This window comes from Streptomyces sp. NPDC051684 (assembly GCF_044453445.1).
Lineage (GTDB): Bacteria > Actinomycetota > Actinomycetes > Streptomycetales > Streptomycetaceae > Streptomyces.
Genome location: NZ_JBITCS010000013.1, coordinates 121,426 through 141,441, shown reverse-complemented (window position 1 = coordinate 141,441; position 20,016 = coordinate 121,426). Strand labels below are relative to the sequence as shown.

Here is a 20,016-nt window from a genome sequence, read left to right as displayed (position 1 = left end):
GGCGATGCCCGCCGTGGCATGGGGAGTCGGCGCGGCACTGCTCGCCAACACGCTCTACAGCGTCGGCTTCGTCCTGGAGAAACGTGCCCTCACCCGGCTGCCCGAGGTGAGCGTGCGCCGCCCGGCCCACCTGCTGCGCCAGGTGGTGACGAGCCCGCTGTGGCTGGCCGGATCCATCGCCCTGGCGTCCGGCTTCGGCGCCCAACTCGCCGTCTACCGCACGCTTCCCATCGCTGCGGCCCAGGGCATCTTCGTCTCCGGCCTGGTCCTCCTCCTGCTCCTGTCGGCCCGGCTGCTCGGCGAACGCACCTCGGGCCGCGAGCGCTACGCCATCGCCGCGATCCTGGTGGCGCTGCTCATGGTGGTGCTCTCGCTGCAGCAGGACTCGGACTCCGTGGGGCACGCCTCGCCCGCGCCGCTCATCCTCCTGGTGTGCGTGCCCTCGCTGGCGGCGGGCCTGTCCCTGTACGCGTCCGCGGAGCGCCGCGCACGGCACCGCCACCGACTCCCGACCACGGGCGTCGAGTACGGGGTCGCGGTGGGCCTGCTCTACGGGGTCAGCTCGCTCGCCATCAAGGGCGTGTCGGGCGTGCTGCCGGACATCCCGGCCCTGTTCGCCTCCCCGTATCCGTATCTGCTGATGTGCACGGGCGCGTTCGGGCTCGTCATGTCGCAGGCGGCCCTGCAACGCTGCCGCGCCTCGCTGATCGTCCCGGTGTGCACCACGGTGACCTGCCTGTTCACGGCGGTCCTCGGCACGCTCGCGTTCGGCGAATCGCTCCCCCACGAGCCGGTGCGCCTGGCGCTGCGCGTGACGGGCACGGCCCTCGCGGTCGCCGTGCTCCTCCTGATGCCGAAGCACGACACCCCCACACAACCGGACCAAGAGCCAAGGGAGTTGCTCCCGCATGAACCCTGACGACCCGCTGCTCAAGATCCTCGCCTGCCCGCTCGACAAGGGCCCCCTGCTCCTGCTGCCCGCCCCGGAAGGGGCCGCGGGCGACTGCCTCTACAACCCCCGGCTGCATCGCCGCTACCCCATCGTCGACGGCATCCCGCAGCTCCTGCCGTCGTCCGGCGAACAGGTCCCGGAGGGCGAGCACGAACAGCTCCTGCAACGCGCCGAGCAGGCGAAACGGGCCCTGCCATGACGACCATCGCCGCCCGGATCGCCCCCTTGCTGCCCGCCCGGCTCACGGCGGCGACGGCCCGCGCCCTGTACCCGCGCTTCGAACCCGAGCTGACCCGGCTCGCCGACATGCTGCCCGCCGCGGGCTCGTGCGGCACGGCGGTGGACGTCGGCGGCTGGTACGGCCCGTGGACCCACCGCCTCGCGGTCCCGGCCCGCCGTGTGATCACCCTCGAACCGGTCCCGCACCTGGCCCGCGTGCTCGCCGCGTCCGCCCCCGCGAACGTCAAGGTCGTCCGGGCGGCGGCCAGCGACCGCCCCGGCACCGCCCCGCTGTGGCAGCCACCGCACGACGAACGCGGCGAGCGCGGCGTGTCCTCGCTCGTTCGCCGCGCCGACCTGCACGCGCCGACCGGCCGCGAGGTCCCCTGCGTCACGCTCGACGAACTCGCCCTCCGCGACGTGGACTTCATAAAGATCGACGTCGACGGGGCGGAGCTGCCCGTGCTGCGCGGCGCCCGCGCCCTGCTCGCCCACGACCGGCCCGCCCTCTTCATCGAGCTGGAGACCCGCATCCAGCCGATCGCCCCGGTCGTCGCCCACCTGCGCGCGCAGGGCTACGAGGGCTGGGTCCTGCCGGACGCCGACGCCGCCGCCGACTGGCTGCCCCTGCCCGCCTACGATCTGGCGGCCCATCAGCGCGGCACCGCCCACATCGCCTCGCAGGGCCTGCTGCGCCGCGCCCTCACCCCGGCCGGGCGCCGGCGCCGGTACGTGAACTCGGTGCTGTTCCTGCCGGACGGGCGGGCCCCCGGCGGCGTACGCCACCATGGAGCGCATGCCCGGACGCCCCACTGAGCCCTTCACCCCACTGGACTTCCAGCTGGTCCTGCTGCGCCGCATGGCGGACCACAACCCGGCGCTCGTGGAGACGGCCCGCGCCGATCTCGGCGTCTCCGTGGCCGAGATGCGGGAGGCGAACCGCCGCTGGCAGGCGCAGCTGCACTCCCGCCATCCGCGGGCGGCGGTCTCCCGCTACCGGGCCGTGCTCGGCGCCCCGGAGCGCACCCTGCTGCGCAAGGTCGGCGACCTGGAGTGCGAGGCGCTGCTGTGGCCGATGCCGCTCTGGCCCGACCTGCGCTTCGAGGTGCTGCTCGCGCCCACGGGCGGGATCTGGAACGAGTGGCTGATCCGCGCCCCCGGCACCCCGGGCCCGGACCTGCGCACCCTCGCCGATCTGACGCCCTGGTCCTGCACGGTGGACGAGGCGGCCCGCGCCTTCGCCCCGGCCCGCCCCCTCGAAGGCTCGGCGCCCACCCGCTGGGGTCTGGCGTTCCGCGCCCCGGACGAGGCGGGGACGCCGCGCGAGGTGCGCGCCGAGTTCACCTGGGGCCTGCTGCAGCGCTGGTACGAGGCGTAGCCCCGCCCCGCTTCACGTAGAACACCGAAAACGAACAGGGGCGCAGTTGTTCCCTGGAACAGGTGATCGCAGTGCAGAAGTTTGCGTCGGGAGCCCGTAACCAACGATGCTTACGGTGCGCAAGCAACGGGCTGCAGACCGTAGCGACCGCATCGCGATGCACATCTCAAGTCCCAAGTCCCATATGCACTTTGCATCACCAGTGCACTTTGCATCATCGCTAGGAGAACGCGTCACATGAACGTCATCACCGACATCGTCGCCGGCCTCGCCCACTTCCTCGGCTGGCTGGTGTAACACCGTCGGACACCGAAGCGGCGCCGTCTCCCTCGTCCCACGGGAGGCGGCGCCCCGGCGTTCGTGGACCCGCTCGGCCTACTCCAACGAGCGCCCTCCCGCGCGCGACCGCAGGATGCCAGAAGGGTCGCCGCCCGGCGAGCCATCACGGTCCGCGCTCTCGGGAGGATCTGCCATGACCGCCAGTCTGGAGCAGTTGCGCCGCTGCCACTTCGCCGTCGATCTGGGTGCCGCGCGCACCCGCGTGTACGTGAAGGGCGCGGGCCTCGTCGTCGACGAACCGAGCGCCGCCGCGGTCAACACCCGCACCGGCGCCCTGATCGCGGTCGGCGACTTCGCCGAGAAGATGACGGGACGCACCCCGCACTACATCCGCGTCGTCCGCCCCGTCTCCGGCGGCACGGTCGTCGACATCGAGATGGCCCAGCGGATGCTGCGCCACCTGCTCGGCGACAAGCTCCGCCGCGCCCTGCGCCGCAAGCCCCGGCTGCGCGCCGCGGCCGCGGTGCCGCACGACGCGGACCCGCTGGCCCAGCGCGCCGCCGTCGAGACGCTCGTCGGCCTCGGCGCCCGCCGCGTGGAACTCGTCGACACCCTGATCGCGGCGGCCGTCGGCTGCGGCCTCCCGGTGGAGCAGCCCGAGGCCACGATGATCATCGTGTGCGGCGCGGCCACCACCCAGATCGCGGTCCTCTCGCTGGGCTCGATCGTGACGGCGGCCCGCGTCCCCGTCGGCGGCGACGCCATCGACCACGCGGTCGTCCAGCACCTGCGCCAGCACCACGCCCTGATGCTGCCCTCCCAGTCCGTACGCCCGTTGCAGGTCGCGCTGAGCAGCAACGGGATCACCCCGCAGGGCCCGGAGCAGACCGAGATCCACGGCCGCGACGTGGCGACGGGCCTGGCCCGCTCGGTCCATGTCGACACCGCCGCCGTGCGCAGCGCGATCCACACGCCGCTGACCGCCGTCCTCGACGGCATCGGCCGGGTGCTGCGCGACTGCCCGCCCGACCTGGTCGCCGACCTCGCGGAGCGCGGCATCATGATGGTCGGCGGCTCCGCCCTGCTGCCGGGCCTCGACCAGATGCTGCGGGACGCGACCGGCGTCCCCGTGCACATCGCCGAGCGCCCCGACGTGTGCGCGGTGCGGGGGCTCGGCGAGATGCTGGAGGGCAGGATCCAGCCGATGGCCCTGAACCCGCTGGCCGACTGACCCGGCGCCGCGACGGCGCCCCGGTCCCGGCCCCGCACGGTCCGGACGATGCCGAGGTTTCGGGCCCCGGGCGAAGGGTGCGTGCGGTGATTCGACGCCGCGTCGAACTGTTGGCGCCGGCGCTCGTGCCGTTCCTACCGTCAGGGCCATGAGGAACCCCAGACCCCATCCCGACCCCCGGCGGCCACGGCGCGCGGTGCTGTCCAGCGTCTCGTCGGACTCGCACACGTGGAACCTGGTCTACCTTCAACTCCTGCTCGAAGAGGCGGAGTTCGAGGTCACCAATCTGGGTGCCTGCGTGCCCCCGGAGATGCTGGCCGAACGCGCCCTGGACGTCCGGCCCGATCTGATCCTGCTGTCCAGCGTCAACGGGCACGGCGGGCTCCAGGCAGCCGCGTACGCACAGCTGATCAAGGCGCAGCCCGCGCTCGCCGGCACCCCGCTCGTCATCGGGGGCAAGCTCGGCGTGGCGGGTGCCGCCGACCGGGGCCTGGTCCCCGAACTCATCGAGGCCGGCTTCGACGGGGTCTTCGTCGGCGACGAGGCCGTCGCCGAGTTCCGGGAGTACCTGGACCGGGTGCGGCCGCACACCGTGGTGGCCGCCGCGTGAACGCCTCGGCCCCCGTGGCCTTCGGTCGCCATGTCGCCGAGCGTGCGGCGGCCGGGTCCCTGGTGGTCCAGCCCCGGCTCGGCTTCGCCACCACCGAGCGGATGCGCGGAGCCCTCGAAGCGGTCCGGGCGGCGCGCGCGGACACGGTCGGCACGCTCACCCTGGACAGCTACACCCGCGTGAACGACCACGCCGCGGCCGCCGAGGCGCTGCGCACGGGCGCGAACCTCAACGGCTTCCCGCTCGTCGCGCACGGCGCCGACCGCACCCGCCGCATGCTCGAAGGGCTGGCAGGACCGGACTTCCCCGTCCAGGTCAGGCACGGCTCCGCGCAGCCGCTACAGATCTTCCGCGCGCTGCTCGACTCCGGCCTCGACGCCACGGAGGGCGGCCCGGTCTCGTACTGCCTGCCCTACAGCCGCGTCCCGCTGGAGCGGGCCGTCGACGCCTGGGCGGAGTGCTGCCGGCTGCTCGCGGACGGCCCGGGCGACGGTCGCCCCGGGCATCTGGAGAGCTTCGCCGGCTGCATGCTGGGCCAGCTGTGCCCGCCCGGCCTGCTGGTCGCGCTCGGCATCCTGGAGGGCCTGTTCGCCCGTCACCACGGGGTACGCAGCCTGTCGCTGAGCTACTCGCAACAGGTCGACGCCGGACAGGACGCGGAGGCCCTGCGTGCCCTGCGGACGCTGTCGGCGGAGTTCCTGCCGGACATGGACGTCCATCTGGTCCTCTACACCTTCATGGGTCTGTTCCCGCGCACCCCGGAGGGCAGCGCCACGATCCTGCGCGACAGCGTCGACCTGGCCGCGAGCACCGGGGCGGAGCGGCTGATCGTCAAGACGGCGGCCGAGGCCGAGCGCATCCCGACGGTCGCGGAGAACGTCACCGCCCTGGAACAGGCGGCGGCCCGCGCCCGGAGCACGGCGCCCGCCACCGAGCTCGCGGACACCACGGTCACCGAGACGTACGCCGAGGCCCGGCTGCTGATCGAGGCGGTGCTCGCGCTCGACACGGACATCGGCCGCGCCCTCGTCACCGCGTTCGCGCGCGGCGTGCTCGACGTGCCGTACTGCCTGCACCCGGACAACGCCAAACGGGCCCGCGCCCGGATCGCCCCCGACGGGCGGCTGCGCTGGTCCGACCCCGGGCGGATGCCCCTGCCCGCCGCCGCGGTGCCCTCGGCCGAGCGGAACCGCCGGGTCGGCTCCGCGGAACTCCTGCGCATGCTCTCGCACAACCAGCGGTCCTACGACGCCCTGGCCCCGGCCGCCGTCGCCTGACCGGCCGACCCGTCCGACACACCCAACTCACCCACCCCGCACGGCACTTACCCGCCGCGCAAGAGAGGCAGCTCCGCCATGTCCACCTCCTCCCCCACCGCCGCCACCGGATCCCCCACCCTCGACGCCGTACGCGCCCGGGGTCGGGTCCGGGTCGGCGTCTCGACCGGCATCAAGGGCCTGTCCTGGACCGACGAGCAGGGGGTGCGCCGCGGTCTGGACGTGGACACCGCCCGCGCGGTCGCCGCCGCGGTGCTCGGCGACGCGGACGCCGTCGACTACGTCGAGCTGACCCCGGAGCAGCGCATGCCCTCGCTCGCCGCCGGGCGGATCGACCTGCTCAGCTGCAACGCGACCTGGACGCTGACCCGCGAGTGCGCGGCCGGTGCGGTGTTCCTGCCCACCACCGCGTACGACGGCGGCGCCTTCATGGTGAAGCGGTCCTCCGGCATCACCACGGCGGACCAGCTCGACGGCCGCAAGCTCGCCGTGCTCGGCGGCACCAGTAGCGCCGCCAGCCTGGACGCCTACTTCGGCCCGCAGGGCATGGCGGTCACCGCGGTGCCGTTCGACACCCCCGCGGGGGCGCTCGCCGCCTACGCCGACGGCAGCGTCGACGGCTATGTCTGCGACCGGATCGTGCTCGCCGGTGAGCGCACCCGGATCGGCGACCCCGAGGACCACGTGATCCTCGAGGAGACCATCTCCAACGAGCCGATGGGGCCCGCCGTCCGGGACGACGACGCGGCGTGGCTGCGGATCAACCGCTGGGTGTTCTTCGCCCTGGTCGCCGCGGAGGCGGAGGGCCTCACCGCCGAGAACGTCGCCGGCTCGGACTCCGGCCTGCTCGCCCGCCAGGCGGAACTCGGCGCCGCCGCCGGCCTTTCGATGACGTGGATCAGCGACGCGGTGGGCCAGGTCGGCTCCTACGGCGAGATCCACGACCGCAACCTCGGCGCCACGTCCGGCCTCGGTATCGCGCGCGGCCTCAACGACCTGTGGCTGCGCGGCGGCCTGATCTACGCCCCGCCGCTGGCCTGACCGCGCGCCCGGCGCCCCACTGCCGTCGTCCGTACCCCGCCGTACCCCGCGACTCCCCTGGAGCTTCCCCTTCCATGACCACTTCGCCCACCACGCGCCCCCTGCTCCAGATCGGTACGGCCATGGCCGGCTGGGGCACCATCGGGGCCTTCGTCCTGGCCAGCGGCCAGTCCTCGTTCAACGTGGCGTTCGTGCGCTGCCTGTTGGGCGCCGTCGCGATCGCCCTGGTCTGCCTCGTCCGCGGTGACTTCCGCGCCACCAATCTGACCCGTCGCAATCTGCTGTACATCGTCGGCGGCGGCATCTGCCTGGTCTTCAACTGGGTGTTCCTGTTCACCGCGTTCCAGCTGACCTCGATCACGCTGGCCACGGTGCTCTACCACACCGAGCCGTTCTTCGTGCTGTTCATGGGCGCCGTCGCCTTCAAGGAGGCGATCACCCGGCACAAGGTGGCCTGGGTCGTCGTCGCCTTCGCCGGCCTCGTCGCCACCACCGAGATCTGGCGCCTGGACTCCGACGACCTCGGGGACGGCATGGTCGCCGGCATGGCCTGCGCCGCGGCCGCCGCGCTGCTGTACGGCATCGCCACGGTCACCGCCAAGCAGGTCAAGGGCGTCAAGCCGCAGCTGACGGCGCTGATCCAGTTCGTCATCGGCATCCCGCTGCTGCTGCCCTTCGCCGACCTCGGCTCGCTCGCCTCCGCGGGCTCCGGCTGGGCCTGGCTGGTGCCGATCGGCCTGTTCCACACGGCGCTGCTGTACTTCCTCATGTACTCGGCGGTCCCGAAGCTGCCCAGCGCCACCATCGCCGTCGTCGCCTTCGTCAATCCGGCCGTGGCGATCGTCTGCGACATGGCGTTCTTCGGCCACCGCCTCTCCCTCGGCGAGGGGATCGGCATCGTCCTGATCGCCGCCGCCAGCCTCGGCGTCACGCTCGGCTGGCGACTGCTGCCCGGCAAGTCCCTTACGCCTGCCGCCGGTTCACCGGTTCCCGCGGAGGTCGTCACGGAAGCCGCCGCAACGGAAGACATCGCGGCGGCGCCCGTCGCCACCCCGCCCTCGTACGCCTCCAGGAGCTGACCCCCGCATGACCGCCACCCTTCCCGAGACCACCGCCCGCGCCACGGCCCGCCCGCCCCGGATCGCCCTCGTGGGCGGCACGGGAGCCGTCGGCCGCACGTTTCTCGAGCTGATCGCCCAGCGTGGTTTCGCCTTCGAGTCGATCCGGCTCGTCGCCTCGCCCCGGTCTGCCGGGCGCACCCTGCCCGTCCCCGGCGGCACCGCCGTCGTCGAGTCCCTGGAGACCTGCGACTTCGACGGCGTCGACCTCGCCTTCTTCTCCGCGGGTACGCCCCTGAGCGCGGCGCACGCGCCCCGGGCCGCCGCGGCCGGCGCCCTGGTCGTCGACAACACCAACGCCTTCCGCATGGACCCGGCGAGCCCGCTGGTGGTCCCGCAGGTCAACGGCGACCTGCTGGCCCGGCGCCCGGAGAGCGGCATCGTCGCCAACCCGAACTGCTCCACCATTCCGCTGGCTCGCCTGCTGAAGCCGATCCAGGAGCGGTACGGCCTCGACCGGGTCACCGTCTCCACGTATCAGGCCGCGTCCGGCGGCGGACAGAGCGGCATCGACGAACTGCGCGCCGACACCGCCGCCCGGCTCGCCGACTTCTCGGCCCCGGCCCCCGAGGACAGCAAATTCGGCCCCGGGCTCGCCTTCAACGTGGTGCCCGCCATCGACAAGCTCCTCGAGCACGGCGGGACGCTTGAGGAGCAGAAGATGCGCCAGGAGTCGCGGCGCATCCTGGACCTCGGCTCGCTCGACCTGACCGCCACGTGTGTCCGGGTCCCGGTGGTCAACGGTCACTCCGAGGCCGTCGTCATCGACGTACAGCAGGAGGCCGACGTCCGGGAGCTGACCACGCTGCTCGACGCACAGGAGGAGGTGCGGGTGTGGCGCGAGGGTTGGCCGACGCCGCGCACCGCGGCCGCCGAACCCGACCTGGTGCACGTCGGCCGGGTCAGGACCGACCCGGAGAACCCGCGCCGCGTCCTGCTCTGGCTCGTCGCCGACAACCTCCGGATCGGCGCCGCCCTCAACGCCCTGCAGATCGCCGAGAAGGCGGTCGCCCACGGAATCGTCGGAGGTTCGCGATGACCCTGCACGTCCTGAAGTTCGGTGGCTCGACGTTCCCCTCGACCCACCAGTACCGTTCCATCGCCCGCTATCTGCGCCGCCGCATGGCCCGCGGCGAGCAACTGGTCGTCGTGGCCTCCGGAATGCAGGGGGCCACCGAGAACGTGCGCTCCCTCGCCACGTCCATCGACCCGGCGGTCGGCACCGCCGCCCTGCACGGGGTGCTGCCGCTGGCCGACACCACGGGGGCGGGGCTGCTCAGGATCGGCCTGGAGCGCGAGGGCGTGCCCGCCGCGCTGCTGCACGGGCACCGCACCGGACTGGTCACCGAGGCCGTCGAGGACCGGGCGGCACCCCTGTTGCGCACCGAACTCACCGAGATCCACGCGCTGTTGACCCAGGGCATCACCCCGGTACTGCCCGGCGGCCAGGGCGCGGACGATCAGCACCGGCCGACCTGGCTCGGCAAGAACAGCTCCGACCTGAGCGCCGTGGCACTGGCCGGCGCGCTCGGGCTGCCGGAGGTGGAGATCTTCTCCGACGTGGAGGGCGTCTACTCGGCCGACCCGTACGTCATCGACGGCGCGCAGCCGATGCCCCGGCTTCGGTACGAGGACATGCTGGCGCTCGCCGCGCACGGCGCGAAGGTGCTGCACCCGCAGTCGGTCCGGCTCGCACAGGAGCACGGTGTCAGCATCGTGTGCCGCCTCAACTACGGGGACTTCACCTCGGGTTCGGTGATCGGCGAAGAGGGCCTGGCGCGCAGCGTGGTGGTGGACCTGCGCTCGGTCGTGGCGTCGTTCGGCGACGCCGAGACGGCGGACCGGGCGTACCGGCACCTGCTGGAGGCGGGCGCCCAGGCGCACCGTCCCGCGGTGGACGGCCGCCATCTCGTCGCGGTGACCGGCGGGTTCTTCGACGTGCCGCGCGCCCTGTCCGAGGCCGGGCTCCCGGTGTCCATCGGCAGCGAGCGCATGGTGACGGCGGTGAGCGAAGCCGGCGCCGCCGTGCACATCGCCGCCGACGAGGCCGCGGCCAGGCGGCTCGGCTCCCGCCTGCACGACGAGCTGACCGGGGTAGCCGTCATGGCCTGACGCCGCCGCACGACGACGGCCCCCGGAGCGGCTGCTCCCGGGGCCGTCGCGGGTTCAGGCCGCCCGCGAACCGCTGGCGTTGAGCAGTCGCGAACCCAGCTCGGTCAGCAGATGCTGCACCTGCTTGCCGCGCCGGTACGTGGCGACGAGTCCGGCCCGGCGCAGCGCGGTGGCGTGACTGGAGGCGGTGGCGGCGCCGACGCCGAGCCGCAGGGCGAGCTCCGTGGTGCTGCAACCGGTGCCGATGGCGGCCAGGGCCTGCGAGCGGGCCCGGCCGAGCAGCGTCATCAGCGGCTGAACCTCGGCCCCGCAGGGCCGCTCGGCCCGCCCTTCGGCCACCGGGTAGCGCAGCACGGTCAGTTCACCGAGGGCGAGCACGGCGGGGTGCGAGGCGACGGCGCTGGGCACGATGAGCGCGCCCGCGGTGGCACTGCGGGGCGGCCGGGGCCGGACGGCGGCACCGTTGCGTGCGGCGGGGCCGACGCCGTGCCGGGGCGTGGCCAGGTACAGGACCTCGTCCTCGTACGAGAGGTGCTCGTGCAGCGTGTCGAGCAGATGGGCGACGCCGTGGCGGGCGAGGACATGGGCCCGGTAGGCCACGTCGTCCTCCAGTGCGCGGCGGACCACGGGCCAGCGCTCCGCCAGCCACACGTCGAAGGACCGCCGCAGGGCGGCGAGCAGCCCCGCGATGTGCGGCTCGGGCACCGGGCCTGGCGGTCCCGCGGGCTCCTCGCCGCCGAAGGGGTGGTCGACGGCGTCGGCGCGCATCCGGGCGCCGAGCGCGTCGAGTTCCTGCTCGAAGTCCGGGGAGATGACGACGTCGAACAGGGCGGGCGAGAGCAGGGCGGCGATGGGCCATCGGGTGGCGCGCAGGGCTTCGGAGAGCCGTCTGAGTTCGGCGTCCCGGAGGCCGTCGCGCTCACTGCCGCCCGCGAACCGGGCGAGCTCGGCGAGGAGTTCGTTGAGCGGGGAGATGACGAAGCGGGTGCGGGACAGTGCCGCGCCGTCCATGACGACCACGGGCCGCCTGACGCCTCTCGTGCTGCGCGGGGCCCGGTTGAGGGTCGGTGTTCCGATGGCGGGTGCGGTACCGGCGAAGTCCATGAGTGTGCCTTCTCCTAAAACATTCGTTCCCAAAGGTATGTTTTTACGTGCACGGAGGGCCGCGCGATCGACAGGCCCTAGAGCCCACAGATCACGTCGAGCACCGTCCGCGCCACTTCCGGCCAATGCCCCCGCCCCCTCACCCGCCACCCCCCGAACGTGGCGCCGCACACCAGGGCGAACAGCACCTGGGCGGCGCTCTCCGGATGCCAAGCCGGGGCGAGTTGACCGGCACGCTCGGCCCTGCGCAGTTCGTGGACCCAGTAACCGCGCATCCGCGCGAGCAGATCACCTTTCCCCTCCCCCGCGTCCGGCCGCACATCGGCGGCGAGCCGGAGCGCGGCCCGGAACCGGGGCGTGGCGAGCCGTCGCATCAGCTCGCAGGTCACCGTCCCGAGCAGCTGCCGCGGATCGTCCCCGCCCTCCTTCGCGCGGGCGCACATCTCGGCCCAGTCGGCGGCGGCCTGCCGGGTCAGCTCCTCGGCCAACGCCTCCTTGGACGGGAAGTGCCCGTACAGCGCGCCCGTCGTGACACCGAGCCGCCGGGCCACGACCTTGAGGTTGGTCGCCTGGTAGCCGACCGTGGCGAACTCCTCGGCGGCGAGGTCGAGCACGCCTTCCCTGGTGCGATGGGACCGCTCCTGCTGCGTCAGCTTCTCGGCCACAACAAATTCCTTCCCACGAGTATGTTTTGAGGTCGTGCGTACGGGCCCCGAAGGGCCCGTATCTGCCGATCAATCGCCCTGACCGAAGTGCCGCGGCCCGCTCCCGGCAGGCAGCCGGGGCCAACCCGCGCGCAGGGCGTGGTCCACGAGGTCCGGATCGCCGCCGACCACGGCGGGATGCCCCACCGCGCGCAGCAGCGGCAGGTCACTGGCGTGGTCGCCGTACCCGTAGCAGTCGGCGGCGGCCGCACCGGCCCCGCGGATCAACTCACGGGCCGCCGCGCCCTTGGCCCCGCCGATCATGGGGTGCTCGACCTCACCGGTGAGCAACCCGTCGGCGCCGACGCGCAGTTCGGTGCAGAGCACCGCGTCGGCTCCCAGGTCCCGGGCGACCGGCTCCGTCAGTGCCCGCATCGAACCGGAGACCAGCACCACCGGGCGGCCGGCGTCCCGATGCCGGCGCAGCGCCTCGACCGCACTCGGCACGAAGGCCGCGGGGCCGTCCCGGTACGCGGCGTACCAGCGCCGCCCCGCCGCTTCGAGCTCCGCGGCCGGCACCCCGGCGTAGCGGCGGAAGTGCGCCCGGTTCCGGACGACACGGTCGCCGCGCACCGGGCGGGTGTCGGCGTCCCGCCCGTGCCCGAGCGAGGTCCAGTACGCCCAGAAGTCGAACATGCTCTTCGCCGTGATCAGCGTTTCGTCGACGTCGAAGAAGGCGATCCCCCGACCGGAGGCGGTGCGCCCCCGCGGACCCAACGGGCCACCGGAAACGGCCGGTCGGGCCGGTCCCACCACGACAGCCGCGCTCACTGTGCCGCCCCTCGGGGGCCCGGAACGGTAAAGAGCGCCTGCGCGTACGCATCGGCGGCCGAGTCGAAGCCGAGGGCCGCGTGCGAGGCGATCGCGGCGATGTCGTTGCGCCGCAACAGCACCGGGTCGTCCTCGGCGAGGCCGCCGGCGCCGAGGCCGCGCCACAGCCCGTCGACCGCCTCCGCGCACAGCTCCACGGCGAGCGCCGCGTCCCGGCGGTTCTCGGCGACCACGAGCGCCGTGGCCTCCGCGTGGTCCGCCCGGTGGGTGGCCCCCCTCAGGAGCAGCTCCGCCGAGTGGACCAGGGCGGCCGAGCGGGCCATCACGCGGCGCGCCCCGGAGCCCGCGGCGGCCGACGTCCCGTCGGGACGCCGCTTGAGGGACATCGCGGCGCGCCAGTCGAGCAGCGCGCCGCGCGCCGCGCCCAGCGCGGGCAGGGCGAACATCAGGGAGCCGACCAGCGCGTACGGGACGCGGTGGCAGCGCGCCGCGCCCTGGTCCACGCGGCCGAGGTCGGCGAAGCTGAAGCTGCGACGGGCGGGCACGAACACGTCCCGCGCACGGACGGCGTTGCTTCCGGTGCCGCGCAGTCCGGTCGTCCGCCAGGTGTCGGCGACCGTCACCTGCCCGCGGGGCACGGCGAACACCCGGTGCCCGGCCTCGCCCTCCCCCGGCGTGCGGCTGGCGAGCAGCACCCACTCGGCGTGGTCGACCCCGCTGGCGAAGGCCCAACTCCCGGTCAGCCGCCAGCCGTCGGCCTCGGCGATCGCCTCGCCCTGCGGCGGCACGATGGAGGCGGCGATGCGGACGTTCGGTCCCGCGCCCCACAGGTCCCGCTGCCCCGCCTCGGGCAGATAGGCGGCGAGCCGGCCGTGCGCGGCGAACAGCGTGGCGCACCACGCGGTGGACGCACAGGTCTCGGCGATCCCCGCCGCGGCCTCCAGCAGCTCCCCGAACCCCGCTGCGGAGCCGCCGAACCGACGCGGCACGAAGTGCCGGGCGAACCCGGCCTCGGCGACCGCCGCCGCCACGGAGTCCGCAAGCCTCCGCCGACGCAGCAGCTCTTGCCGGTCGGCCGACGCCAGCACCGCGAGGGCGGCGACGTCGAGGCCGGGGGCCGTCCCTGACCGCAACTCACCGCGCACGGAGGCGACTTCGGGAAGCGCGCCCACGGGACGCGCACCGACCGCGGTCAGCACGCCGCACCGGCCAGCGAGATCGAGGCAAGAGTGCGCGCGCCCTGTGCGACGGTCACCTCGACGACCCCGTCGGCGAGTTGCCGGGACGTCAGTGTGGTGTCGGTGTCCAGTTCACCGAAGGAGTGGAACGCGCTCTCGATCGCGGCGGGCCGCGCGTGCTCCGGACGCAGTGCGGCACCCACCTGTCGGACGGCCTCCATCAGGACCATGCCGGGTATGTGGTCGCAGCCGTGGTCGAACAGCACCGGGTGCGCCGGGTCGATCCGCAGCCGCCAGGCGTTCGGGGCCACCCGCTCGACGAGCCGGTCCCGGTCCGCGGGCGGGCCGGGGGGCAGCACCGGCCGGATGTCCTCGACGCACGCGTGCGTGGTGCCGCGCAGCCGGAGCGTCGCGTACCGGGCCCGGTCCACGGCCATCCAGCGCATGCCGCCGCGGGCCACCCGCCGCCCGTCCTGGAACACCTCCGCCGCCATCCGCATGTCGAAGCGCCGCCCGCGCCCCATCGGCGTGAACGTCGCCTCCATGACCAGCGGCGCCGCGTCGGGGCCACCGGCCGGCAGCTCGCCGTCCCGCTCGAGGTGGAGGTCGCACAGGATGAAGGCGTGGTCGCCGGGCACGGCGTAGAAGCGGTGCGAGAGATGGATCGCGGCCTGCCGGACGGCCTCGGCGAGCAGCAGCGGATCACCGGCCGCCCCGCCCCCGCGGTGCCCGAGGAAGTGATCGCGGTGCCAGCGCAGGGCCAGCACGAAACGCCCGCCCTCCAACTGCACCGCGTCGCCGAGCAGAACCTCGCCGTCCGCCGCCTTGTGCACCGACGCGCGGTGCACATGGGCCTGGACCCGAGCCTGGCCGGGAGTCCTCGCGGAACCCTCCCGAACCCTGCCGTCCGTAGCGTCGAAAGCCATAGAAACGTGCATGACCAGCCCTTCCCCGTACCGAATACGCACCACGAAGAGTGCGCTATGAGCAGCGGCCTCCAAGATCACCTTGGCGAGCGGCTCGAAAATATACCTACGGGAATGTATCTTTCAAGCGTCGCCCGACAGGCGATACGCCCACGGCCAGGACAAGCGATCCAGGAACGAGTTGCTCCGCATGACTCCCCCTCCCGCCACCCCAGGGACCTCGCCCACCTTCGCCACCAAGAAGGTCACCACCGCCCGCGGCCCCGAGCCGCGCCAGGACCGCGCCGTACACACGAAAGCCGTCGTACTGAAGGCCGCCGCCCGCCTCTTCGCCACCCATGGATTCCGCCACACCTCGGTCAAGGACGTGGCGGAGGCCGTCGAGATGACGAAGGGCGCGGTCTACTTCCACTACCCGAGCAAGGAGGCCCTCGCGGTCGCCGTGGTCGAGGCGCACTACGCGGAGTGGCCCAAGCTGCTCGCCAAGGTGCAGGAGCTCGAACTGCCCCCGCTGGAGACGGCCCTCGCGATGCTCGACGGCGCGGCGCTCGCCTTCCGGGACAGCGCGATCGTGCAGGGCGGCGCGCGGTTGCAGATCGAGCGGCCGCACATCGACACCGAACTCCCCACGCCCTACGTGGAATGGACGAAGCTGCTGCACACCCTGCTCGTCCAGGCGCGGGAGCAGGGGCAGTTGGCCGATTCCACGGACCCTGCGGCGGCGGCGCGTGCTCTGGTGGCGAGCTTCTTCGGTGTGCAGCACGTGTCGGACGTCCTGGCCGGCCGCGCGGACCTGGAGGAGCGCTGGACGGAGACGCGGGCGCTGTTCGTCGCGGCGCTGCGCCGATAGCCGCCGATCACCGACCGACAACGAACCGCCAGACCTGCACGGGCAGATCTGGCGGTTCTCGTACGTTGCTCAACACACCGTCAACACCGTTGGCGGGAGCGGGAGTTCACGGTCACTCGGCGGCTCCTTCGGCGGCCCGCGCGGCGAGCCAGTCGCACACCACGGCGTCGTTGGGCGGTTCGAGCAGGGCGAAGTGGTCGATGGGCAGCTGGTCCACGTCCTCGTCCCGGAGGATGTCGCACCACTGCCCGAGCGCGCGGCCCGCGGTCCACGGCGTGCCGGACGTGGCGGCCAGCGCCGTCTCGCCCCGGTGGGCGTAGTCGACGGCTCCCCCGGTGTCGCCCTGCAGCAGCCGCACCCGCATCCCCTCGGGAGCGCCCAACCGGACCCCGTCGAGAATCCGCGCGTTCGACTCGTACACGGTCCAGGCGTCCTCGATCTCCTCCCCTCCCGCCTCGGCGGCCAGGGTGCCGGCGGCCTTGGCCGCGGCGGTGACGGCCGCGAGGTCGAACGTCCCCTCCTCGGTGACGAACTCCTCCGGCGGCACGGGGATCGACCAGCCGACCCGGACGAAGATGTCGAAGGCGTCCCTCGGGTTCACCCGGTGGGAACCGGGGTCCGGCGGGTCGATCAGCAGGGCGCGGACGGGGCGGTCGCCGTCACGGTGCAGCCGGCGGGCCACTTCATAGGCGAAGACCCCGCCCAGCGAGAAGCCGGAGACGCAGATCGAGGCGTACCGTTCGGCGCCGTTGTCGAGGAGCACCCGGGCGAGTCCGTCGGCGAGGGCGTCCATGCCCTGGCTCGACAGCTCGGCCGGGGTCTCCATGGCCCACACGGTGTCGTCGGCCGGGAGCAGCCGGGACAGCGCCGCGTAGCGGGTGACCGCGCCCGACAGCGGCGGCAGGAAGACCCACAGCCGCTCCTGGCCCGCCGTCCGCATCGGGACGAGCGTCGTACCGGTGATGTGGTGCGCGGTGGGGATGCCGGACCGGCGGTCCGTGAGCAACTGCGCCAGGGAGTCGAACCGCGGCGACCGGTAGAGCTCGGCGGCGCGCAGTTGCACGCCCGTCATCTGCTGGACCTTCGAGATCAGCTCGATGGCCCGGATCGAGTCGCCGCCGGCCTCGAAGAAGCTCGCCGAGTCGTCCTGCGGCGGCGAACCGAGCACCCGGCTCCAGGCGTGCCGGAGCAGCCCGGTCACGTCCCGCGGATCGAGGTGCCGCGCCGCGTCGGCGTGCCGTGCCTCGGCCCGCCCGCGCAGCTCGGTCCTGTCGACCTTGCCCCGCGTGGTCAGCGGCAGCGCGTCGACCACGGTGAGCTGGGCGGGCAGCATGTAGTGGGGCAGCACGGCGGCGAGCTCCCGCATGATCTCCGAGGCATCCGCGGCCTGCGCGTCGCCGCCCGCGGCGAGCGTCACGAACGCCGCGAGCAGCCGGCTGCCGACGCCGTCGAACGCGACGGCGGCGGCGTCCTGCACGTGGGTCAGGCCCCGCAGGTGCGCGGCGACCTCGTCGAGCTCCACGCGAAAGCCGCCCTGCACCTTGACCTGGGCGTCGAGGCGGCCGTGCAGGGCATATCCGCCCTGGGGGTGTTCGGTGGCGAGGTCGCCGGTGCGGTACGACCACACCCCGTCGATCGCGCGGAACGCCGTCGAGGACGCCGCGTGTCCCAGATAGCCGCGGCCGACGGCGACTCCCTGGATGACGAGTTCGGTCGCGTTCTCGTCGGCGCCGGTCGGGTCGAGGCGGAAGGTGACGCCGTCGATGGGCTCGCCGATGGTGATCGGGGCGCCGGGCAGCAGGTCCTGGTAGCAGACGACGACCGCCGTCTCGGTCGGCCCGTATCCGTTGACGACGCGGGCCCCGTCCGCCGAGGCTCCGGCCCAGGCCGCCACCGCGCCCTGGGTGGGGGCCTCGCCGCCGGCCATCACAAGCCGCAGACCGGGCGCGAGGCGGGTGCGCACGGCGGCGAGCTCCGCGCCGAACTGGTTGAAGACCCCGGTGGGCAGGCTGACCACGGTGACGCCCAGGCGGTCGCAGTGCCCCAGGAACTCCTCCGCCCCGCTGTAGACGAACGCGTCGTCGCGGAAGACCAGTTCGCAGCCCGCCGCCATCGACGTACAGATCTGTTCGAGCGCCAGGTCGAAGGCGATGGAGGAGAAGAAGAGCCGGGTGTCGCGGGACGTGAGCCCGTACCACTCGGCGGTGCCCCGCACATGGTTGTCCAGCGCGGCCTGCTCGACCACGGCCCCCTTGGGGGCACCGGTGGAGCCCGAGGTGTAGCCGACGTAGGCCGCGCGCGACGTCCGGCGGGCGAGCCGCTCGTCCAGCGGCGGGCCCGGCCGCGGCCCGCGCTTGGGCCCGTTCTCGGTGATCACCGCGGCCGGGGCGCAGTCGTCGATGATCAGCTGCTTGCGGGCGGCCGGGAAGTCCGGCTCCAGCAGAGTGAACGCGGCGCGGGCCCGATGGACGGCGGCCATGGCCACGACCGTGTCGACGCCGACCGGCAGATCGATGACGACCACGCTCTCCTCGACCACGTCGAGGCGGCGCAGTTCCGCGGCCAACTCGTCGACGGCCGTGTCGAGTTCACGGTAGGTCAGTCGGCGCGGGCCGTGGCTGAGCGCGATCCGGTCGGGCCGCTCGGCGGCGTGCGCGGCGATCGCGGCACAGAGGGTCACGGGGTTCGGGGACATCAGGCATTCACCTCTTGGGACGTGGCAAGGGCCGGGGAGCGCTTGGCGGGGCGGGGCAGCAGGGCGAGGACGAGGAGGGCGGCGGTTCCCGCCACGGCGGCGCCGGTGAGCCAGGCCTGCGACAGACTGTGGCCGACCGCGTCGGTGAACCAGTGCGCGGCGTGGCCGAACCGGTCCAGCGCCTCCGCGTGGCCCTCGTGCACCGTCCGCGCCCCGACGGGCACCGCGGGTGTCGCGTGGGCGGTGTCGGAGGCGTAACCGGCCGAGAAGACGAGGCCCATCACGGCCACGCCGCCGGCTCCGAAGATCTGCTGGAACATGGCGTTCACCGAGGAGCCGACTCCGGCGTCGGCCGGTTCGAGCGTGCCGACGATCAGCGTGAGGGCGGGCCCGACGGACCAGCCCATGCCCAGGCCGCAGCCCAACAGGCCCACGGCGAGCAGCGGATAGCTCCCCTCGGTGGCGGCGACGGCGCTCACCGCGCAGCCCACGGAGGCACCGGCCAGGCCCGCCGCCACCAGCACTCGGGGCCCGGTCGCGGCCACCATGCGGACACAGGTGAAGGAGGCGACCGCGAGGCCCCCCGCGAGCGGCAGCAGGCCTGCGCCCGCCTGCAACGGGCTCCACCCCAGTCCGTACTGGGTGAACTGGCCGGCCAGGAACACGGATCCGAACAGCGCGAAGAACAGCCCCGACATGGCGACGACTGCTCCGGTGAACTGCCGCTTCCGCAGATAGGCCAGGTCGAACAGCGGCCGCCTGGTGCGCCGCTGGTGCGCGACGTAGCCGATGAGTGCGAGCACGGCGACGAGGCCGAGTCCGGAGCGTACGGGGGCGGGGACCCGGTCGTCGGTGGCGAAGATCACGGTGGCGGCGAGCGCCGAAACCCCGAGGAACAGCAGGAACGCCCCCGCGGGGGCCGGACGCCGGGTCGCCCCGGCGGGCCGGGACCGGTCGACGAGCAGCGCGTTTCCGGCCAGCGCGACGATGCCGACGGGGACGTTGATGAGGAAGATGGAGCCGTAGGCGAGGCGCGTGAGCAGGAGCCCTCCCAGCACGGGGCCGATCGCGACGCCGAGACCCACCACGGCGGGCCACAGCGCGAGCACCCGGCCCCGCCCGCGCGCGGTCAACTGCTGCGCGAACAGCCCGAAGATGCTGGGCACGACGAACGCAGCGCCGATTCCCATGCCGGTCCGGGAGATCACAAGGGCCGCGACCGAGGGCGCGAGCGCCCCCAGCACCGACGCCGCGGTGAAGACGCCGACGCCGATGGCGTACGAGCGGCGCGGGCCGATGCGGTCGACGATGCTGCCGGCGACGATGAGCGAGGCGGCGAAGACCAACATGTACGCGTCGATCGCCAGTTGGACATCGGGCGTGCCGGCATTCAGGGACGCGGAAATCTTGGGGACCGCGGTATTGATGATGGAATTGTCCGCGGACACCATGAACAGACTCAGATACGCGGTCGCCACCACACCAATGGTGCGCGAACGTTGATGTGGCTGGCGCGAGGCCGACGGCATGCGCTTCTTCTCTCGTTTACGGGAGCGGTGTCGTGCGGAGAA

General features: G+C 73.4%; 19 protein-coding genes. 12 read left to right on the top strand and 7 right to left on the bottom strand.

Translation table 11 applies throughout. The features are described 5' to 3' along the window. The first annotated feature begins 4 nt into the window (after positions 1 to 4). The 11 genes from ACIA8D_RS17885 to ACIA8D_RS17835 all read left to right on the top strand — a co-directional run bounded on the left by ACIA8D_RS17885 (position 5) and on the right by ACIA8D_RS17835 (position 10,217). Complete coding sequence (locus tag ACIA8D_RS17885) at positions 5 to 919, top strand: hypothetical protein (RefSeq protein WP_399233130.1); 915 nt, start codon at positions 5 to 7, stop codon at positions 917 to 919. Next, positions 909 to 1,151, top strand: coding sequence for a Trm112 family protein (locus ACIA8D_RS17880; protein ID WP_399233128.1), 243 nt, complete (start codon positions 909 to 911; stop codon positions 1,149 to 1,151). The genes ACIA8D_RS17885 and ACIA8D_RS17880 overlap by 11 nt, the downstream gene beginning before the upstream one ends. Further along, positions 1,148 to 1,987, top strand: coding sequence for an FkbM family methyltransferase (locus ACIA8D_RS17875; RefSeq protein WP_399233127.1), 840 nt, complete (start codon positions 1,148 to 1,150; stop codon positions 1,985 to 1,987). Before ACIA8D_RS17880 ends, ACIA8D_RS17875 begins: the two co-directional genes overlap by 4 nt. After that, positions 1,968 to 2,549 (top strand): hypothetical protein, encoded by a 582-nt coding sequence (locus ACIA8D_RS17870; RefSeq protein ID WP_399233125.1) that lies wholly within the window; start codon positions 1,968 to 1,970, stop codon positions 2,547 to 2,549. The genes ACIA8D_RS17875 and ACIA8D_RS17870 overlap by 20 nt, the downstream gene beginning before the upstream one ends. Before the next feature lie 472 nt (positions 2,550 to 3,021). Continuing rightward, positions 3,022 to 4,059 (top strand): rod shape-determining protein, encoded by a 1,038-nt coding sequence (locus ACIA8D_RS17865; protein WP_399233124.1) that lies wholly within the window; start codon positions 3,022 to 3,024, stop codon positions 4,057 to 4,059. A 148-nt stretch (positions 4,060 to 4,207) separates the two neighbouring features. Then, positions 4,208 to 4,669 carry a cobalamin B12-binding domain-containing protein gene (locus ACIA8D_RS17860; RefSeq protein WP_399233122.1) on the top strand — a complete coding sequence of 154 codons (462 nt, stop codon included), beginning with the start codon at positions 4,208 to 4,210 and terminating at the stop codon, positions 4,667 to 4,669. Next, positions 4,666 to 5,946 carry a methylaspartate mutase gene (locus ACIA8D_RS17855; protein ID WP_399233120.1) on the top strand — a complete coding sequence of 427 codons (1,281 nt, stop codon included), beginning with the start codon at positions 4,666 to 4,668 and terminating at the stop codon, positions 5,944 to 5,946. Before ACIA8D_RS17860 ends, ACIA8D_RS17855 begins: the two co-directional genes overlap by 4 nt. 78 nt (positions 5,947 to 6,024) lie before the next feature. Continuing rightward, on the top strand, positions 6,025 to 6,987 hold the full coding sequence (locus ACIA8D_RS17850) for an amino acid ABC transporter substrate-binding protein (protein WP_399233119.1): 963 nt from the start codon (positions 6,025 to 6,027) through the stop codon (positions 6,985 to 6,987). A 74-nt stretch (positions 6,988 to 7,061) separates the two neighbouring features. Next, positions 7,062 to 8,066, top strand: a complete 1,005-nt coding sequence (locus tag ACIA8D_RS17845) for a DMT family transporter (RefSeq protein WP_399233116.1) — start codon at positions 7,062 to 7,064, stop codon at positions 8,064 to 8,066. A 7-nt stretch (positions 8,067 to 8,073) separates the two neighbouring features. Further along, complete coding sequence (locus tag ACIA8D_RS17840; protein WP_399233113.1) at positions 8,074 to 9,144, top strand: aspartate-semialdehyde dehydrogenase; 1,071 nt, start codon at positions 8,074 to 8,076, stop codon at positions 9,142 to 9,144. Continuing rightward, complete coding sequence (locus tag ACIA8D_RS17835) at positions 9,141 to 10,217, top strand: aspartate kinase (RefSeq protein ID WP_399233110.1); 1,077 nt, start codon at positions 9,141 to 9,143, stop codon at positions 10,215 to 10,217. The genes ACIA8D_RS17840 and ACIA8D_RS17835 overlap by 4 nt, the downstream gene beginning before the upstream one ends. Before the next feature lie 54 nt (positions 10,218 to 10,271). On the opposite strand, the gene ACIA8D_RS17830 is transcribed toward ACIA8D_RS17835, so the two are convergent. From ACIA8D_RS17830 to ACIA8D_RS17810, 5 genes are all read right to left on the bottom strand, one after another. After that, a complete protein-coding gene (locus ACIA8D_RS17830; protein ID WP_399233108.1) occupies positions 10,272 to 11,321 on the bottom strand; it encodes a hypothetical protein in 1,050 nt (349 codons plus the stop codon). Positions 11,322 to 11,398: 77 nt separating this feature from the next. Continuing rightward, on the bottom strand, positions 11,399 to 11,986 hold the full coding sequence (locus ACIA8D_RS17825; protein WP_399233106.1) for a TetR family transcriptional regulator: 588 nt from the start codon (positions 11,984 to 11,986) through the stop codon (positions 11,399 to 11,401). 69 nt (positions 11,987 to 12,055) lie between these two features. Then, positions 12,056 to 12,796, bottom strand: a complete 741-nt coding sequence (locus tag ACIA8D_RS17820; protein ID WP_399233105.1) for an HAD family hydrolase — start codon at positions 12,794 to 12,796, stop codon at positions 12,056 to 12,058. After that, positions 12,793 to 13,968 carry an oxidoreductase gene (locus ACIA8D_RS17815; RefSeq protein ID WP_399233102.1) on the bottom strand — a complete coding sequence of 392 codons (1,176 nt, stop codon included), beginning with the start codon at positions 13,966 to 13,968 and terminating at the stop codon, positions 12,793 to 12,795. The genes ACIA8D_RS17820 and ACIA8D_RS17815 overlap by 4 nt, the downstream gene beginning before the upstream one ends. A 20-nt stretch (positions 13,969 to 13,988) precedes the next feature. Then, on the bottom strand, positions 13,989 to 14,900 hold the full coding sequence (locus ACIA8D_RS17810; RefSeq protein ID WP_399233100.1) for a ScbA/BarX family gamma-butyrolactone biosynthesis protein: 912 nt from the start codon (positions 14,898 to 14,900) through the stop codon (positions 13,989 to 13,991). Positions 14,901 to 15,090: 190 nt separating this feature from the next. Between ACIA8D_RS17810 and ACIA8D_RS17805 the strand changes: the two genes are divergently transcribed. Then, positions 15,091 to 15,750 (top strand): ScbR family autoregulator-binding transcription factor, encoded by a 660-nt coding sequence (locus ACIA8D_RS17805; protein ID WP_399233097.1) that lies wholly within the window; start codon positions 15,091 to 15,093, stop codon positions 15,748 to 15,750. Between the two features lie 112 nt (positions 15,751 to 15,862). On the opposite strand, the gene ACIA8D_RS17800 is transcribed toward ACIA8D_RS17805, so the two are convergent. Then, entirely contained in the window at positions 15,863 to 18,445 is a 2,583-nt protein-coding gene (locus tag ACIA8D_RS17800) for an AMP-binding protein (RefSeq protein ID WP_399233095.1), read from the bottom strand. Next, positions 18,445 to 19,923, bottom strand: coding sequence for an MFS transporter (locus tag ACIA8D_RS17795; RefSeq protein ID WP_399233093.1), 1,479 nt, complete (start codon positions 19,921 to 19,923; stop codon positions 18,445 to 18,447). The genes ACIA8D_RS17800 and ACIA8D_RS17795 overlap by 1 nt, the downstream gene beginning before the upstream one ends. Between the last annotated feature and the right edge of the window lie 93 nt (positions 19,924 to 20,016).

What these genes read in the sequence shown, in the direction of transcription:
- ACIA8D_RS17835 (WP_399233110.1), top strand. Translation starts at nt 9,141, where the DNA reads ATGACCCTGCACGTCCTGAAGTTCGGTGGCTCGACGTTCCCCTCGACC.
- ACIA8D_RS17830 (WP_399233108.1), bottom strand. Translation starts at nt 11,321, where the DNA reads ATGGACTTCGCCGGTACCGCACCCGCCATCGGAACACCGACCCTCAAC.
- ACIA8D_RS17875 (WP_399233127.1), top strand. Translation starts at nt 1,148, where the DNA reads ATGACGACCATCGCCGCCCGGATCGCCCCCTTGCTGCCCGCCCGGCTC.
- ACIA8D_RS17800 (WP_399233095.1), bottom strand. Translation starts at nt 18,445, where the DNA reads ATGTCCCCGAACCCCGTGACCCTCTGTGCCGCGATCGCCGCGCACGCC.
- ACIA8D_RS17840 (WP_399233113.1), top strand. Translation starts at nt 8,074, where the DNA reads ATGACCGCCACCCTTCCCGAGACCACCGCCCGCGCCACGGCCCGCCCG.
- ACIA8D_RS17850 (WP_399233119.1), top strand. Translation starts at nt 6,025, where the DNA reads ATGTCCACCTCCTCCCCCACCGCCGCCACCGGATCCCCCACCCTCGAC.
- ACIA8D_RS17880 (WP_399233128.1), top strand. Translation starts at nt 909, where the DNA reads ATGAACCCTGACGACCCGCTGCTCAAGATCCTCGCCTGCCCGCTCGAC.
- ACIA8D_RS17845 (WP_399233116.1), top strand. Translation starts at nt 7,062, where the DNA reads ATGACCACTTCGCCCACCACGCGCCCCCTGCTCCAGATCGGTACGGCC.
- ACIA8D_RS17870 (WP_399233125.1), top strand. Translation starts at nt 1,968, where the DNA reads ATGCCCGGACGCCCCACTGAGCCCTTCACCCCACTGGACTTCCAGCTG.
- ACIA8D_RS17805 (WP_399233097.1), top strand. Translation starts at nt 15,091, where the DNA reads ATGACTCCCCCTCCCGCCACCCCAGGGACCTCGCCCACCTTCGCCACC.
- ACIA8D_RS17810 (WP_399233100.1), bottom strand. Translation starts at nt 14,900, where the DNA reads ATGGCTTTCGACGCTACGGACGGCAGGGTTCGGGAGGGTTCCGCGAGG.
- ACIA8D_RS17865 (WP_399233124.1), top strand. Translation starts at nt 3,022, where the DNA reads ATGACCGCCAGTCTGGAGCAGTTGCGCCGCTGCCACTTCGCCGTCGAT.
- ACIA8D_RS17860 (WP_399233122.1), top strand. Translation starts at nt 4,208, where the DNA reads ATGAGGAACCCCAGACCCCATCCCGACCCCCGGCGGCCACGGCGCGCG.
- ACIA8D_RS17885 (WP_399233130.1), top strand. Translation starts at nt 5, where the DNA reads ATGCCCGCCGTGGCATGGGGAGTCGGCGCGGCACTGCTCGCCAACACG.